This is a genomic window from Flavobacterium rakeshii (assembly GCF_009741375.1).
In the GTDB taxonomy this organism is placed as follows: Bacteria; Bacteroidota; Bacteroidia; order Flavobacteriales; family Flavobacteriaceae; genus Flavobacterium; species Flavobacterium rakeshii.
Genome location: NZ_WOWP01000035.1, coordinates 1 through 16,778, shown reverse-complemented (window position 1 = coordinate 16,778; position 16,778 = coordinate 1). Strand labels below are relative to the sequence as shown.

Genomic DNA, 16,778 nt, shown 5'->3' with positions numbered 1-16,778 from the left:
CTAATTTTATACATGAAAAAACCAGTCAGCAAATACTGACTGGTTAATATAAATTTTATTGTAAAAATTGTCAACCTATTTTAGGACGACTCAATGATTAATGTTTAAGTTAGTTCCAGTTTCTTATTCTCCTGGTACTAAAGCTGTCATTACTGCCATCGGGCGGGGTAACGTAGCCTTTGGTGTAAATGGTATAAATGCTTTTAGGTGTAAAGTTAACATCAGCATAAGTATACAGTACTTCTCCGCTTGGGTTGGTAAAAGTAAGAGTATGGGTGCCGCTGTCAATCTCAATAAAATCAGTTGCCTGTTTAAATTCAATACCACTTGCCAGTTCATTATCCTGTAGGTTAACGCCTATTGCAGGAGCATCGGGTGAGAGATTAATAAAACGTACCATCGATTTATCGGCGGTAGAAGGATACTCTAATACATCATCATATACCACCAGTTCTATATTAGCAAAAGTATTTACGGCAAATACACTAAAAAATGTACCGGCTTCAAGAGTTTTGTCTACAGTGGCGAGTTCGTTACCTGCGGCATCCTGTATACTGAAGGTACGGTCACCTAAATAAAAGTTATAGTAGCCGGCAGCATTTGGATAGTTTAAAGCCGAACTGTTTATACTGTTGGCATCGGCATAAAAAAACAAATCACCGGAGTCGGGGCTGGCATTCGCAATCATCCCCAGCGACACATTTGGGTCGGGATAGTAGTAGTAATAATTGTCATCCGTATTACAGCCTATAAAAGCTAAAACCGGAAGAAGTAGCAGTAGGGATTTTAAAAATTTCGCTTTCATAATCACACAATTTATTTAACCTAAGATAATATTTTTCAGGGTAAGGCTATGGTATATAGTAGTTTAGTTTATTAATTAGACGCTTATGCTTTAGTAAGGTTGCGTATTGCTGGTGTTAAAGCCTTCTGTTTTAACATGATTTTAATATAGTGGTATATTTTGTAGCTTTGTGTAAATAATACAATAAAGATATGCAGGATATAAAGGTAGCAGTCGATGCAGTAGTTTTCGGGTATCAGCAAAATACATTGTATGTATTACTAATACAGCAAAAATTTGCAGGGCAAAAAGCCTATTGGGCCTTACCGGGAGGGCTCGTTAAAGACGACGAGTCGCTTATGGATGCTGTGACCCGCGAACTGAAGGAAGAAACCAATGTTGAGGTTAACTACATGGAACAGCTGTATACCTTTGGTGATGATTTGCACAGGGATTCGAGAGACAGGGTAATATCTGTTGCTTATTTTGCTTTGATAGATTCTTCCAAAACCAATATAAAAGCCGATACCGATGCCGATAAAGTCCAGTGGCTTCCTATTAAGGAAGTGCCACAGTTGGCCTTTGATCATAACCTTATCCTGCAAACTGCTATTGAAAGGCTTAAATCCAAACTTACCTATCAACCGGTTGGATTTGATTTATTACCTAAAGAGTTTCTTTTCTCAGACCTTGAAAACCTGTACTGTACTATTTTAGAAAAGGAGATAGACAGGCGTAACTTCAGGAAAAAAATATTAAGCTTTGATATTGTTGAAGAGACCGACAGGTTTGCCGAAAAGAAAACAGGCCGTCCGGCACGACTTTTCCGTTTTAACAGTAAAAAATACAAGACCCTTGAAAAAGAAGGATTTCTGTTTGAAATAAAATTTGCGTAAAAATTACACAAAATATTTTGTCAGGAAATTTTACTTCTATAACTTTGTGTAAAAATAACGCAAATATGATACTTAATTTAGACAACACCTTTAGTCCGCTTGCAGGTAAGGAAATAAGCTTTAAAGCTTTTACCTTTTATGGCGGAGAACCACACATTAAAATTGAGCCCGATTTTGACGTTAATCAAACCGTGACCATCACGCAACGCATTAAATCGTTTAATGACTTAGGACTGCTTTCTGTTGCCGCAGATGCCCTTCAAAGAATGGGAGTAAGCAGGCTTAATCTCTTTATTCCTTATTTTCCGGCAGCACGCCAGGACAGGTTAATGGTAGCAGGAGAGCCGTTAACGGTAAAAGTATATGCCGATATTATCAATAACATGCATTTTGATAAAGTAATGGTATTCGATCCGCATTCTGATGTTACTCCGGCACTTTTAAATAACTGTGAGGTAATATCAAACCATGCCTATATAAAAGAGGTGATAAACAGGATTGGGAATGATGTAAAACTGATTTCTCCCGATGGCGGTGCGCTTAAAAAAGTGTATAAACTGTCGGAATACCTTGGCGGTGTTGAGGTAGTGGAGTGCAGTAAGAGCAGGGATGTAAAAACAGGGAAACTTTCAGGATTTAAAGTGTACCATGATGATCTTACCGGAGCCGACTGCCTTATTGTAGATGATATTTGTGACGGCGGAGGTACTTTTACAGGACTGGCACAGGCACTAAAAGAGAAAAATGCCGGAAGACTATATTTGGCAGTAAGTCACGGTATTTTCAGTAAAGGATTTGAGGTGTTTGGCGATGCCTTTACCAAAATATTTACTACCGACTCTTTCACCGATATTGATAACCCTAATGTTGAACAAATAAAACTAGCGCTATGAACCCATTATTATTAACAGACGGCTATAAAGTAGACCACAGAAGACAGTACCCACAGGGAACAACAATGGTATACTCTAACTGGACACCAAGAAAATCAAGAATACAGGCTGTAGATGAGGTAGTATTTTTCGGGTTACAGTATTTTATTAAAAAATATGTTATAGAAGATTTTAACCAGTACTTTTTTGGGAAGCCAAAAGAAGAGGTGGCAAAAAAATATGCAAGGAGAATAAACAATTACCTGGGGGAAAATCAGGTAGGTACTGCCCATATAGAGGCGCTGCACGATTTGGGTTACATTCCTATGGTGTTTAAAGCATTACCCGAAGGAGCTTCTGTTCCGCTTCGTGTGCCTATGTTTACTATGTACAATACAATGCCCGAGTTTTTCTGGCTAACCAATTATTTTGAAACCCTGCTTTCTGCTGTGGTATGGTTGCCATGTAATTCGGCTACAATAGCAAGGGAGTATAGGAAGATACTGGACAGGTATGCTGCCGAAACGTCTACTCTTGAAGAGCTGGTTAACTGGCAGGGGCATGACTTCTCTATGAGAGGTATGGGTGGTGTTGAAGCTGCGGTAACTTCTGCTGCAGGGCACCTGCTTAGCTTTACGGGTACCGATACCATTCCGGCAATTGATTTCCTTGAAGAGTACTATAATGCCGATTCAGATAAAGAACTTATCGGTGGGTCTGTCGCTGCTACCGAACATTCTGTAATGTGTATGGGTACCAATGAAGGAGAATATGAAACTTTTAAAAGGCTGATATGTGAGGTGTATCCTAAAGGTATAGTGTCTATAGTGTCTGATACCTGGGATTTATGGAAAGTGCTTCAGGACTACCTGCCAAGACTTAAAAACGAAATAGATAACAGGGAAGGTAAAGTGGTTGTAAGACCTGATAGTGGTGATCCTGCCGATATTTTATGCGGTAACCCTAACGGTACAACCGAAGCCGAAAGAAAAGGAGTGGTTGACCTGCTTTGGGATATTTTTGGCGGTACTGTAAACAGTAAAGGTTATAAAGAACTGATACCGCAAATAGGTGCTATTTATGGTGATAGTATTACGCTGGAAAGGGCTGCCGAAATTTGTGAAAGGCTTAAACAAAAAGGATTTGCCTCTACTAATGTAGTATTGGGTATAGGGTCATTTACCTATCAGTACAATACCAGGGATACCTTTGGTTTTGCAATGAAAGCAACCTATGGAGAAGTAAACGGAGAAGGCAGGGAGATATTTAAAGATCCTGTAACTGACGACGGAACTAAAAAATCGGCTAAAGGGCTTATGAAAATAGAACTTGCAGACGGGAAATATATTTTAAAAGACCAGGTAAGCAGGGAGGAAGAAAAAACCGGAGAACTTAAAGAAGTTTTCAGAGATGGGAAATTGCTAAAAGAAACAACACTGGCAGAGATAAGGGAACGCGTAAAAGCAAAAACCGCTATTGATGCCATATAATAAAAAGGCTGTCTTAAAATGTCATTCTGAATGTAACGCAGTGAAATGAACAATCTCAGGTCAATAAGCCTGAGATTTTTCCTGTCGTCAAAAAACAGTGTGATTAATGATTTTAAGACAGCCTTTATTTTATTTATTAAGCCACCAAATGGAGGCGTTAAGTATAGCTGCAAAGCTTACCCAAAGCATGTAGGGAATGAACAGGTAAGTTGCTACTTTGTTTACTTTGTTAAACTGGGCTATGGTTTCATAGATAAACAGCCAGAGCAATATAATCTCTATAAGTGCCAGTAACGGATTTTTAAGCCCGAAAAACAAATAGGACCACAGCATGTTAAGTGCCAGTTGGATAAAAAAGTAGGTAAGACCTTTTTTAACGGTTTCTTCTTTTTCGTCCAGTTTATCCCAAACCAAGGCTCCTGCTACACCTATTATAACATATAAAAACGTCCATACAGGCATAAAAAGCCAGTTGGGCGGATTAAACGAAGGTTTCTCCAGTGTGGGGTACCAGGTGTCAACACTTTCGCGGGTTACAATAGATGCCAGATAACCTACGGCGAGGCATAGAAAGACCAGCAGAATAATTTTTCCGATTCGATTCATGGTATTTTTGGTTGGTTCGCACCCAAAGTTAATAAAACAGAAAAAATATATTTCCATAAAAAGCTATCTTTGCATAAATTTTATGATATGCTATCGGAAAAGGATTTTATTCCTGTAAACTATACTTCTTTTGTACAAAACGGCAATTTTGAATGGAGTGCTCCCAGTAATATAGCTCTTGTTAAATACTGGGGTAAAAAGGAGAACCAAATACCGGCTAACCCGTCGGTAAGTTTTACACTTAATAACTGCAAAACAATCACTAAGCTGAAATTTGAGAAAAAGGAAAACAACGGTACTTTTTCTTTCGATTTGCTTTTTGAAGGTCAGCCAAAGCCCGATTTCCGTCCTAAAATTGAAAAGTTCCTGCAAAGAACAGAGCAGTATCTTCCGTTTTTAAAAGAGTATCATTTTGTTATCGATACCCAAAACACTTTTCCGCACAGTTCGGGTATAGCTTCATCTGCCTCAGGTATGGCAGCCCTTGCCATGAACTTTATGAGTTTAGAGAAGCAGTTAAACCCTCAAATGGACGATGCCTATTTTTATGCTAAGGCTTCTTTTCTTGCCCGTTTAGGGTCGGGGAGTGCCTGCAGGAGTGTAAAAGGTAATGTGGTAGTATGGGGTGAGCATCGTGATTTTGCCGAAAGCACAAATCTGTATGGGGTTGAATTTCCGTATGTATTACACAATAACTTTAAAAACTATCAGGATACCATCCTGCTGGTAGATAAGGGAGAAAAACAGGTTTCGAGCACTGTAGGGCACGAGCTTATGCATGGTCATCCGTTTGCACAGCAGCGTTTTGCCCAGGCACATGAAAACCTTTCAAAGCTTAAAGATGCTTTAGTAACCGGAGATCTTGATGCTTTTATAAAAATAACCGAAAGCGAAGCGTTAACGCTACACAGTATGATGATGACATCGATGCCATATTTTATACTGATGAAACCTAACACGCTCGAAATTATAAACAGGATATGGAAGTTTAGAAATGAAACCAATATTCCTGTATGCTTTACGCTGGATGCAGGTGCTAATGTGCATGTGCTGTATCCTGAAAACGATAAAGTTAAAGTTTTGGAATTTATTAAGAATGAATTAGTTGCCTATTGTCAAAACAGTCAGTACATTTGCGACGAAATTGGTAATGGAGCACAACAGATAGCTTAAGGCAATATTTTAGGAAATCTGTGGTTTTTTAATTATCTTTAATAAAAATACATCCTTATGAAAGGACCTTTATTTTATTCGAAAATACTTCTTTTTGGAGAACATGGTATCAACAAGGGCTCTAAGGGGCTTGCTATTCCTTATAACTTTTATAACGGAGGGTTAAGGCTTACTGATACCGATACTGAACTAGCGAAAAAATCGAATGAGAAGCTTAGGGGCTTTGTTGCTTATCTTGAAGAGATGCAGCAGGAAGAACCGGGGCTGGTTACTTTTGATATTGAAAGCCTAAACCGTAATGTTGAGGCGGGACTGTATTTTGACTCAAGTATCCCGCAGGGATATGGTATAGGGAGTAGCGGTGCATTAGTGGCAGCGATTTACGACCAGTATGCCAACGATAAAATCACGGTACTGGAAAACCTAACCCGTGAAAAGCTAATGCAGCTTAAAAAGATATTCAGTAAAATGGAATCGTATTTCCATGGTACAAGCTCAGGGTTAGATCCGTTAAACAGCTACCTGAGCCTGCCTATACTAATCAATTCTCATGATAATGTTGAGGCTACCGGAATCCCGATGCAAAACCTTGAAGGTAAGGGAGCGGTATTTTTACTGGATTCGGGTATAGTTAAGGAAACCGCACCAATGGTGCAGATTTTTATGGAAAGCTTAAAGGATAAAGGTTTCCGTAATATGATCAAAACACAGTTCCTTAAGTATACTGATGCCTGTATTGAAAACTTCTTACACGGCGATGTAAAATCGCTTATCAACAATACAAAAGAACTTTCCAAAGTGGTATTCAATAACTTTAAGCCTATGATTCCGGAAGGATTCCATGAGTTATGGCAAAAAGGTATTGAATCAAACGACTACTACCTGAAACTTTGCGGGTCAGGTGGAGGAGGTTACATACTTGGTTTTACCGAAAACATAGACAAGGCTAAAGAATCCCTAAAAGGACACAAGCTTGAAGTGGTTTATCAGTTTTAAACCAAAAAAATGCTAAAATCTTTATAAGTAAATCTTTACGTTTTTATATTTACATATTGAAGCGATATTTGCATCTTTAAGTAAGTTTAATATAAAAACCAATAAATAATTATGGCGTCAAGGAAAGCAAGATTAACTCTGATGAAAATTCTCAGCTTGTTTTCTGTGGTGCGTGGTTATAATATACCGGTAATAGCACTGGCACAATACCTGTCGGCTATATTTATACTGGCTCCTAACGAGCGTGCCCTTGATGTTATACTGGATTTAAACCTATTCCTTATAGTGTTGGCATCCACGCTAACAATAGCATCGGGCTATATTATCAATAACTTTTATGATGCCCAGAAGGACCTTATTAACCGCCCTAAAAAGTCAATGCTGGACAGGCTGGTGAGCCAGCAAACTAAACTGAAGGTTTATTTTTCCCTTAACATACTGGCAACCCTTATTGCATTTGTGGTATCATGGCGTGCGGCGTTCTTTTTCTCGGGTTATATTTTCTTGATATGGTTTTATTCGCACAAGCTTAAAAAATATGCTGTGATAGGTAACCTTACGGCAGCTTTGCTTGCTGTACTTCCCTTTTTTGGTATACTAATGTATTTCAAGAATTTTTATGAGGTAATTTTTGCCCATGCTACTTTTTTGTACCTGCTTATACTTACGCGTGAAATAATTAAAGACCTGGAGAATATAAAAGGCGATTTGGTTGCCGACTATAAAACAATCCCGGTTTTATATGGAGAGAAAGCGGCTAAATACATTATTATGGGGCTTACGCTTTTAACCGTTATTCCTGTGTTTCTTTTAATAGAGGTGTATGATGTAGGGTACATGGATCTTTACTTTTACGGAGGGATGATTTTTATTGTTTATTTCCTTTTGAAACTATGGAAATCCCAAACGCATGAAGACTACCTACTGTTACACAACGTACTTAAATTCCTCATTGTTTCGGGGGTTTTCTGTATCGTACTTATAGATCCTTCTGTTTTAGTTCACGGCAGGAAGCTTTTATCAGTGATTTAATTCTATCTTTGCAAAAAATAATCAGATGAATAACAATAACAGGAGAGGCAATGCATCCGGTAAGGGGGGCAATGACAGGAAGAAAACGGGCGGTAATAATTCGCGTCCGGGAAGCAATAGCGGAAAACCATCATTTGATAAGCCGGGCTTTGGTAATAAAAAGCCATACGGCAGTAAGCCTTACGATAAATTTGAGAAAAAAACACCGGCTACACCTAAGGCTACTAAGCCTTCAGATGAGCTTCGTTTAAATAAATATATTTCAAACTCAGGGATGTGTTCGCGCAGGGATGCCGATTTATACATCAGTTCGGGTAATGTAAAAGTAAACGGTCAGGTAGTTACCGAAATGGGCTACAAAGTAAAACTTAACGATAAGGTTGAGTTTGACGGTACGACCATCACACCGGAGAAAAAAGAATACTTACTGCTTAACAAACCTAAAAACTTTGCCACATCGGGTGATGAGGGTAAAGATATGCGTAATGTTATGGAGCTGGTTCGTATGGCTACAAAAGCTAATATACAGCCAGTGGGCAGGATGGATAAAAATACTACAGGACTGCTTATATTTACGAATGATACCGATATGATTCGTAAGTTTAGCTTACCTAACCAAAAGTCATTCAAAATCTATCAGGTATCGTTAGACCGTAACCTTAAGTTTGAAGATTTTGAAAAGATAGCAGGTGGTGTTACTTTAGATAACCACAGGCTTATGATTGACGAAATAAGCTATATCGAGAATCAGCCAAAAACAGAAATAGGTATAAAACTAAGAACACAAAACGTGAAGGTAGTTAGGGCTATTTTTGAGAAGTTTAATTATGATGTGCTTAAAGTAGACCGTGTTTCTTATGCCGGGTTAACCAAAAAGAATTTACCAAGAGGTATTTGGAGATTCCTTACAGAACAGGAAATTATAAACCTTAAAAATATAAAATAAAAAAAGCCCTGCATTGCAGGGCTTTTTTTATGATAGTTCAGTTTTACTAAAACTCATCTAAATTTTCGTCGTCCGGCTTTACATTAAACTCTGCTTTTTGAGCAGGTTGTTTGTTGCCGTCCAGTCCGCGTTTTCTAAGTAATGGTTCTATAGAAGGTTCTGCACCCCTAAACTGTTTGTACAGTATCATCGGGTCGGCAGTACCACCTCTTTCAAGTATGTTCATTTTGAATGACCTTGCAGTTTTCTCATCAAAAAGAGAAGTACTCTTAAAGGCTTCAAACGCATCGGTATCTAATACACCCGACCATATATAGCTGTAATACCCTGCCGAATATCCGCCGCTAAAAATATGGTTGAAGTAAGTACTCCTGTAACGTGGTATTATAGCGCTTGGTAATCCTATTTTGTTCATTGATTCCTCTTCAAACGGTACTACGTTTTGGTTTAACGGTTCGGTTAGAGAGTGGTAATCCATATCAAGGTAAGAAGCTGCCAGGTATTCTACTGTAGCAAACCCCTGATCGAATGTTGCGGCCTGCTGTAGTTTTTCTATAAGCTCATCAGGAATCACTTCGCCGGTTTTGTAATGCTTAGCATACATTTTTAATACTTCCGGTTCGGCAGCCCAGTTTTCCATGATTTGTGAAGGTAATTCAACAAAATCAGTATACACACTGGTTCCCGATAGGCTTTCATAAGTTACGTTAGAAAGTAATCCGTGTAAGGCATGTCCAAACTCATGGAAAAAAGTAGTAGTTTCATCAAAAGTAAGCAGGGCAGGGTTATTGCCTACCGGCTTAGAGAAGTTACATACTATAGAGATTATTGGAGCAACACGGTTGCCGCCTTCCATTTTTTCTTTTCTGTATGATGTCATCCATGCGCCGCCTCTTTTAGAACTCCTAGGGAAGAAATCCATGTACAGTACACCAACATGATTACCCATGTTATCGCTTACTTTCCATGCGGTAACATCTTTGTGGTATACAGGTACATCTGTAAGTTGTTCAAACTGGAGTCCGTATAAATTTTTGGCTACCATAAAGATGCCTTCCCTAACGTTGTCAAGACTAAAGTAAGGTTTCAGTTCCTGCTCGTTAAGGTCGTAGCGTTGTTTTCTTATCTTCTCGGTATAATACCTCCAGTCATAAGGCTGCACATTATCTTTAATGCCATCGGCAACCATCATTTTTTTAATGTCGGCTTCTTCTTCTTTAGCCTTTTTAAGTGCCGGCTCCCATATTTGGTCCAGCAGTTTGTATACACTTTCAGGTGTTTTGGCCATTCTTTCTTCCAGAATGTAATCTGCATGGCTTTTATAACCTAACAGTTTGGCTTTCTCCATTCTCAGGTTTACCAGTTGTACCACATTACTCCTGTTGTCATATTTGTCGCCGTTATCACCACGGCGCTGGTAAGCATTCCATATTTTTTTTCTCAGTTCCCTGTTTTCGGCATACTGAAGGAATGGCATTACACTTGAGTTATGAAGTGTAAACACCCATTTCCCTTTTTTATCTTTAGCCTCGGCTTCTTCGGCTGTAGCAATAATTAGTTCTTCCGGTAATCCGGCAAGGTCTTTTTTGTGTTCAACAACCAGTTCGTATGAGTTGTTTTCTGCCAGTACATTATCACCAAATTTTAGTGATAGTATTGATAGTTCTTCGTTTATCTTTCTAAGTCTTTCCTTGTCGCTTTGGTTTAAGGCAGCCCCATTTCTTATAAAAGCTTTGTATTTGGTTTCAAGCAGTTTGGTTTGCTCCCCGTTAAGTTTCAGTTTTAACTGAGTGTCCCATACGGTTTGTATTCTTTGAAACAGCTTTTCGTTAAGGTAAATGTTATCATTGTTTTTAGCCAGCTCGGGAGCAATTTCCTGAGCCAGTGCCTGTATGGTATCGTTAGTGTTTGCCGAACTTAGGTTATAAAAAACAGTAGTAACCCTCCTTAAAAGGTTTCCTGAGTTTTCTAGCGCTTCAATTGTATTGCTAAAGTTGGCTTGAGAACTATTGTTTGCAATAGCTTCAATTTCGTTTTGCTGCAATGCAATGGCCTCCATAACGGCAGGCTTAAAATGCCTGTTTTCTATAAGGTCAAACGGTGGAACTTCATAAGGTGTCTCATATACGGCAAGAAGCGGATTGTTATCTCCAATGGTTTCCGCTCTGTTCTCTCTCTGGCATGACATAAGTATACTGGTGGTTATGCTTAAAAATAAAAGTGATTTCCTATTCATGAATGAATGCTTTTCTAGACAGAAGTAAAGTTATTTTAAATTGCTATACCAAGCAACAATTATTAATGTCAAGTTAAATTTTTAGTCGTTTTTACTTATAACTCTATCTCTTTGTAGTTTTATACTGAAAGTTTAGGTTCATTTTAAGAGTAATACTTTTGATATTAATTTAAAAGACTACTATTTAATAATGGGATTTGGGGTATAAGAGCCAATGAATCAGATTAAGCAAGAAGAGGTAAAGAGTAAAAACAAAAAAAATCCCGGAGTCTCCGGGATTTTTTATTAAGCATTTAGTGCTTCAACTTTAATATCGTGATCGTTAAGCATATCCTTCAGCATATTTTCAATACCGCTTTTAAGGGTAAAGGTTGATGAAGGACATCCGCTACAGGCACCTTGTAATATTACTTTGACACGTTTTTCTTTTTCGTCATAAGAATCAAAAGCAATATTACCACCGTCTCCTGCTACAGCAGGTTTGACATATTCTTCCAGTATATTAATGATACGTTGAGAAGTAACATCCAGTGAATCAAAATAAGCTTCCTGTTGTTTTTCGTTTTGTGGAGTTTTTTGAATTAAAGACTCATCGATAACTGTTTTACCTTCTTCAATAAACACCTTTATGAAAGAACGGATTTCTGCTGTAATCTCATCCCATTCGGTAACAGCATACTTAGTGACAGATATGTAGTTCTCGTCAATAAATACTTCCTTAACAAAAGGAAATTTAAATAGTTCCTTAGCTAATGGTGATGCAAGTGTTTCGTCTATGTTTTTAAATTCTGCCGGAGTTTTGGTAAGTCTTTTGTTCGATACAAATTTTAAAACTGCCGGGTTTGGAGTACTTTCTACATATACTGTAGATGGTACTTTTTTTTGTGCTTCGGTACTCTCCTTAACGATTTCTCCGCCGTTATTTACAAATTCTTCAATTTGCGATGCTACGTCGTCCTGTACATCATCCCATTCAACTATTGAGTATTTTTCGATAGCAATAAAATTTCCCGATATGTAAATTGTTTTTACAAACGGAAGGAAGAATAATTGCTTTGCCAGTGGAGACGATGCTGTCTCATCGATATTCTTGTATTCAAAGTTGCCGCTTTTTGCGATAAAATCACTGAACTCAAATTTTAGAATTGCAGCGTTTTGTGTGGGTTTTATAGTTATTTTTTCCATGTTTATCAGAAGTTTAGGATGCAAAGGTACAAACAATTACAAAAAAGAAAATACAGAGGGTAGGGTAAAAATAAGTGGGCTTGTTACATTAAAAGCAGTATTATACTTGTTTCATAGAGGTTTTAAGTTAATATTTGTTGAAATTTTGATGAATTTTGTGATTTTTCAAATTTTAACCGTTAAGTTTTTATTGAATAAGTATATTTGATTTTTTGTTTTCCCTAACACTTTTTTAAAGTGTTTTTATTTGTATTAATACTATTTGAATCATTCATAAAATTTGCTATATGATTAGACTACTACTAACTGCGTTTTTGTTCCTGGTAACATTAACGACCTATGCACAGTCGGATATAGTCGTTTACAGTACGAACCCTACTAATGAATATACAGAGGGTGAGGTGCTTACGTTTACGCTAACGGTAACCAATAATGGTCCTGATTCGGCTTCAAATGTACATGTGTACTATGCTATTCCTCCCGGGCTTTTGCCTATACCTAACGGGTATATCAGATTTTGGTGGACAGGAAGTAATGGTACATCGGGTACAAATGTTGACCTTGATACTACAATCCTTACACTAGGGGTTAACCAGACTGTTAGTTACACTATTAATATTAAGTTTCCAAGTGAATTTACAGATGAGCTTGATGATGTTCAGGTGACTTATGATTCCCATTCGGATATTGAGGTTGTAAACACAAACGGACAAACTAATTATACGGCCGGTACACAATCGGTGTATACTGTAACCGTAACAAATAACGGTCCTGAAGATGCAGCTAATGTTGAAGTGCAAAATCTAATCCCTGCCGGTATTACCGGTTTTTCGTGGGTTGGTGATAATGGTTCTTCGGGTACAGATGTAAACCTTAATGATACAATAGCTTCACTTCCGGTAGGGTCTACAGTGACTTATACAATAACACTTGATGTACCTGCGGGTTATACCAATGCTATTGCAAGTACATTTAGTTATAGTGGTGTAGACGACCCTACACCTACATGTGAGCAGTGTACAGATATAGATTACCCTGATACAGGTGCAGACATAGTAGTAGTTAATACTGACGGACAGGATGTGTATACTGCAGGTACACCTTCAGTTTATACAATTACGGTTTCTAATAACGGTACTGTTGATGCAGATAACGTGGAAGTTGCTTTTTTTGTGCCTGCTACGGTGGCTACTGTGGCTTGGGTTGGGGATAATGGTTCATCTGGTACAATAGCAGATTTGACCGATTCTATTGGAACGCTTGCAGTAGGTGATACAGTTACCTACACGGTAACGGTAGATGTTCCGGCAGCCTTTACAGGTGATTTTACAGTTAGTACTGTTGTTACAACAACGAGTCCTGATACAGATGGTACTTGTCCGCTATGTTCGGATACAGATTATGAGACGGCTTCAGCCGATATAGTGGTAGTAAATACAAACGGGCAGGAGATGTATACTCCGGGCTCGTCTTCTGTTTATACGGTAACAGTAACTAATAATGGGCCTACGGCTGCTGCAAACGTTCAGGTTAATAATGCTATTCCGGCAGGAATAACAAACTTCTCATGGACGGGAGATAATGGTACATCGGGTACTAATACTGATTTAGCCGATACAATTGCATCTCTGGCAGCAGGAGAGACAGTGACTTATACAATAACACTTGATGTTCCTGCGGGTTATACCGGGCTGCTTACAAGTGAAACAACAGTGACTAGCGATACTCCAGATCCTGACCCTTCGTGCGATGCATGTGCTGATACGGATAGTGATACTCCTTTAGCAGATTTAGTAGTTACTAAAACACTTAATTCAGGAACTACATATACTGCAGGTTTAGATGCAGTTTACACTATTACAGTAGAAAATATGGGGCCTACTGAGGCTCAAAACATAAATGTTTCTGATGTTATTCCGGCAGGTATAGATCCTGCTACGGTTACCTGGACAGGAAGTAATGGTACCAGTGGTACAGGAAACCTTACAGATGTTGTTGCAACATTAGCTGTTGGTGATGTTGTTACCTATCAGTTGGTAATGCCTGTTCCAAGTAATTTTGACCAAGCTGCAAATATTGTAAATGAAGTGGTGGTTACCAGCGATACTCCGGATCCAAACCCTGATTGTCCTGATTGTATTCATACAGCAACACCAAATCCATTAGCAAACCTTATGGCTGTTAAAACTAACGGTCAAACTACATATGTTTCAAATACACAAACCATTTATACTATTACGGTAACTAATCCGGGTCCTAGTGATGCGATTAATGTTGTAGTTTATGACCAAAAGCCGTATCAGGTTACTCTTATGACTTGGACGGGTAACGAAGTTAGTGGAACAGGTAACCTTAATAATACTATACCGGTTCTTCCAGCAGGTGAATCTGTAGTGTATGAGGTTATCGTTAATATACCTGAAAATTATCATTCAACAGTTGGGCCGCTTCAAAACGTGGTCTCTGTAACCAGTGATACTCCTGATCCTGTTCCTGGTTGTCCAACCTGTACAGATATTGATCAGCCGGGATCTATTTTTGTGGTTCCTAGTACCAATCTGTATACAGTACCCGAACTGGTTAAAGATGTACTTATAGATGTTGACTGTGTTGAGGTAGATAATATTACCTGGAGTACTGGGGTTACTTATGGACAACAAAGTAACGGTATTGCTTACTTTGAATCAAACAATGCTGATTTTCCTATACAAAATGGGGTAGTATTGACCTCTGGAAGGGCCGTTGGTTTTACTAATCCAGATTTTCAGAATAGTGAGAGAGGGATTGGAGGTCCTAATGATATCCTTTTAAGTAATGGAGGTGCATATGGATGGGCTGGAGACGATGATCTTTTACCTTATATGGATGATCCAGATGATACGTCTTATGATGCTACTTCCATTTCGTTTGATTTTGTGCCGTTATCAGATAGTTTTACTTTTAATTTCCTTTTTGCTTCAGAAGAGTATAGTGATCCCGGCTTTGAGTGTACCTACACTGATGTTTTTGCTTTTATTTTAACTGACTTAGTTTCGGGAGAAGAGACTAATCTAGCGGTAGTGCCGGGTACAGATCCGCCTGTAAACGTTTCGGTAACCACTATTCACCTTTTCAATAATATCTGTGGTGCAGCAAATCCTGATTTTTTTGGGCAATACAATATAGATGATGATGCGCCTACAGCTGCTATTAACTTTAACGGACAAACTGTAGTAATGCAGGCTTCGGCTACGGTAATACCAGATCATCCGTATTCTATTAAACTGGCAATATCCAATGCTAATGATAACTCATGGAACTCTGCAGTATTTCTTGAGGCAGGTAGTTTTAATATTGGGCAGCCGGTATTACCTGATGACCTTACCCTGGCTAACGGTGGAGCACTTTGTCCTGGAGGTTCTGTGGTAATTAGTGCTGTTAATGACGATTCTACAGGGGCTTTCAACTACCAGTGGGAAAGGAATGGAGAGCTTGTTTTGGATGAGGAAGGACAACCCGTAACTACAGACTCATTAACGGTTACAGAACCGGGAGTTTATACTTTACAGGCTTCGTTTGTTTCCAGTCCTGATTGTTTTCTTGAAGACTCTGTGAGAATTGAATTCCAGCCGGAGGTTGATATGAACGATCCTATTGATTTAATTCAATGTGGAGATATCACTGCTCCTACTCAAACTTTTGATCTTACACAGAATACCGATGTAATGGCTGATGGTTATCCATCATTACAATTCTATTACATTTATTATTATGAATCACTTGAGGATATAGATGCTAATAACTATATATTTGATCCTTCGGCCTATGAAGGGACTACCGGTCAAACAATTTATGTAACCGTACAGTCGCCTGCTAATAACTGTTATACTTTAAGAGAATTCCAGTTAGAGGTTGTAGATTGTGATGTACCAATTGATCCTCTTGATCCAATTGCAGTTTGTGAGCCACAACCTTATGACAATGTTGAAATATTTGATCTTACTCAATATGAAGATCAGGTTACTGCTAACCTTGTTTCACCTGAAGACTATGTAATAACGTATTATAATAGTGAAGGTGATGCAGAGGCTGCTGTAGCAGGAACTGAAATTGCAGACCCTGTAAACTATTCAGGAACAAATGAGATAGTTTATATACGAGTACAACATATAGTACTTGAGGAGGCTTATAATATAGTTCCTTTGGAACTTATTGTTACCCCTATACCTGAAGTCATTCTTCCTACAGCCCCGTATGAGGCATGTATTAATGATGGGTATATTTTACCAGCCTTAACTATAGGTTCCTATTTTACAGGTCCTTCCGGAACAGGAACTCAGCTTAATGCTGGAGACGTTATTGCTGTTTCTCAAACAGTATATGTGTACGCTGTTTCAGGTACAGCTCCATATACATGTGATAATGAAGATAGTTTTGAGGTTGTGATTCATCCCCTACCAACGATTTCATCCCCAATCACGAACTACGTTCAGTGTGACCAGACGGACCCTGATGCTAACGATGGTATTGAGGAGTTTGATTTAACTACAAAAGACACAGAAATCACCGGTGGTAATGTAGAT

At 38.5% G+C, this 16,778-nt stretch carries 12 protein-coding genes; 8 read left to right on the top strand and 4 right to left on the bottom strand.

Going from position 1 to position 16,778, the window contains the following annotated elements; all coding sequences use genetic code 11:
- Nucleotides 1-109 precede the first annotated feature (109 nt).
- Nucleotides 110-805, bottom strand: a complete 696-nt coding sequence (locus GN157_RS10815) for a DUF4397 domain-containing protein (RefSeq protein ID WP_157483416.1) — start codon at nucleotides 803-805, stop codon at nucleotides 110-112.
- A gap of 191 nt (nucleotides 806-996) precedes the next feature.
- Between GN157_RS10815 and GN157_RS10810 the strand changes: the two genes are divergently transcribed.
- The 3 genes from GN157_RS10810 (at nucleotide 997) to GN157_RS10800 (ending at nucleotide 4,042) form a co-directional block, all read left to right on the top strand.
- Nucleotides 997-1,680, top strand: coding sequence for an NUDIX hydrolase (locus GN157_RS10810; protein WP_157483415.1), 684 nt, complete (start codon nucleotides 997-999; stop codon nucleotides 1,678-1,680).
- A 65-nt stretch (nucleotides 1,681-1,745) separates the two neighbouring features.
- A complete protein-coding gene (gene prs / locus GN157_RS10805) occupies nucleotides 1,746-2,573 on the top strand; it encodes a ribose-phosphate diphosphokinase (protein ID WP_157483414.1) in 828 nt (275 codons plus the stop codon).
- On the top strand, nucleotides 2,570-4,042 hold the full coding sequence (locus GN157_RS10800) for a nicotinate phosphoribosyltransferase (RefSeq protein WP_157483413.1): 1,473 nt from the start codon (nucleotides 2,570-2,572) through the stop codon (nucleotides 4,040-4,042). Before prs ends, GN157_RS10800 begins: the two co-directional genes overlap by 4 nt.
- Nucleotides 4,043-4,171: 129 nt before the next feature.
- Here the strand turns inward: GN157_RS10800 and GN157_RS10795 are convergent, their stop codons facing one another.
- Nucleotides 4,172-4,648, bottom strand: coding sequence for a TspO/MBR family protein (locus GN157_RS10795; RefSeq protein ID WP_157483412.1), 477 nt, complete (start codon nucleotides 4,646-4,648; stop codon nucleotides 4,172-4,174).
- Nucleotides 4,649-4,735: 87 nt separating this feature from the next.
- Here GN157_RS10795 and GN157_RS10790 point away from each other — a divergent pair, with 87 nt between their 5' ends.
- The 4 genes from GN157_RS10790 to GN157_RS10775 all read left to right on the top strand — a co-directional run bounded on the left by GN157_RS10790 (nucleotide 4,736) and on the right by GN157_RS10775 (nucleotide 8,795).
- Nucleotides 4,736-5,821: a diphosphomevalonate/mevalonate 3,5-bisphosphate decarboxylase family protein gene (locus GN157_RS10790; protein ID WP_157483411.1), complete on the top strand. Its 1,086-nt coding sequence runs from the start codon at nucleotides 4,736-4,738 to the stop codon at nucleotides 5,819-5,821.
- A gap of 57 nt (nucleotides 5,822-5,878) precedes the next feature.
- Nucleotides 5,879-6,817, top strand: a complete 939-nt coding sequence (locus GN157_RS10785; RefSeq protein WP_035135972.1) for a mevalonate kinase family protein — start codon at nucleotides 5,879-5,881, stop codon at nucleotides 6,815-6,817.
- Between the two features lie 111 nt (nucleotides 6,818-6,928).
- Nucleotides 6,929-7,849: a geranylgeranylglycerol-phosphate geranylgeranyltransferase gene (locus tag GN157_RS10780; protein ID WP_157483410.1), complete on the top strand. Its 921-nt coding sequence runs from the start codon at nucleotides 6,929-6,931 to the stop codon at nucleotides 7,847-7,849.
- Nucleotides 7,850-7,874: 25 nt separating this feature from the next.
- Entirely contained in the window at nucleotides 7,875-8,795 is a 921-nt protein-coding gene (locus tag GN157_RS10775; RefSeq protein WP_157483409.1) for a pseudouridine synthase, read from the top strand.
- A gap of 46 nt (nucleotides 8,796-8,841) precedes the next feature.
- On the opposite strand, the gene GN157_RS10770 is transcribed toward GN157_RS10775, so the two are convergent.
- A complete protein-coding gene (locus GN157_RS10770) occupies nucleotides 8,842-11,031 on the bottom strand; it encodes a M3 family metallopeptidase (protein ID WP_157483408.1) in 2,190 nt (729 codons plus the stop codon).
- Between the two features lie 285 nt (nucleotides 11,032-11,316).
- Nucleotides 11,317-12,216, bottom strand: a complete 900-nt coding sequence (locus GN157_RS10765) for a NifU family protein (RefSeq protein WP_157483407.1) — start codon at nucleotides 12,214-12,216, stop codon at nucleotides 11,317-11,319.
- Between the two features lie 287 nt (nucleotides 12,217-12,503).
- On the opposite strand from GN157_RS10765, the gene GN157_RS10760 reads away from it, so the two are divergent.
- A partial coding sequence (locus GN157_RS10760) for a choice-of-anchor L domain-containing protein (protein ID WP_157483406.1) occupies nucleotides 12,504-16,778 on the top strand: 4,275 nt, incomplete at its 3' end.

Coding starts and splice junctions, on each gene's coding strand:
- GN157_RS10815 (WP_157483416.1), bottom strand. CDS start 805: ATGAAAGCGAAATTTTTAAAATCCCTACTGCTACTTCTTCCGGTTTTA.
- GN157_RS10810 (WP_157483415.1), top strand. CDS start 997: ATGCAGGATATAAAGGTAGCAGTCGATGCAGTAGTTTTCGGGTATCAG.
- prs (WP_157483414.1), top strand. CDS start 1,746: ATGATACTTAATTTAGACAACACCTTTAGTCCGCTTGCAGGTAAGGAA.
- GN157_RS10800 (WP_157483413.1), top strand. CDS start 2,570: ATGAACCCATTATTATTAACAGACGGCTATAAAGTAGACCACAGAAGA.
- GN157_RS10795 (WP_157483412.1), bottom strand. CDS start 4,648: ATGAATCGAATCGGAAAAATTATTCTGCTGGTCTTTCTATGCCTCGCC.
- GN157_RS10790 (WP_157483411.1), top strand. CDS start 4,736: ATGCTATCGGAAAAGGATTTTATTCCTGTAAACTATACTTCTTTTGTA.
- GN157_RS10785 (WP_035135972.1), top strand. CDS start 5,879: ATGAAAGGACCTTTATTTTATTCGAAAATACTTCTTTTTGGAGAACAT.
- GN157_RS10780 (WP_157483410.1), top strand. CDS start 6,929: ATGGCGTCAAGGAAAGCAAGATTAACTCTGATGAAAATTCTCAGCTTG.
- GN157_RS10775 (WP_157483409.1), top strand. CDS start 7,875: ATGAATAACAATAACAGGAGAGGCAATGCATCCGGTAAGGGGGGCAAT.
- GN157_RS10770 (WP_157483408.1), bottom strand. CDS start 11,031: ATGAATAGGAAATCACTTTTATTTTTAAGCATAACCACCAGTATACTT.
- GN157_RS10765 (WP_157483407.1), bottom strand. CDS start 12,216: ATGGAAAAAATAACTATAAAACCCACACAAAACGCTGCAATTCTAAAA.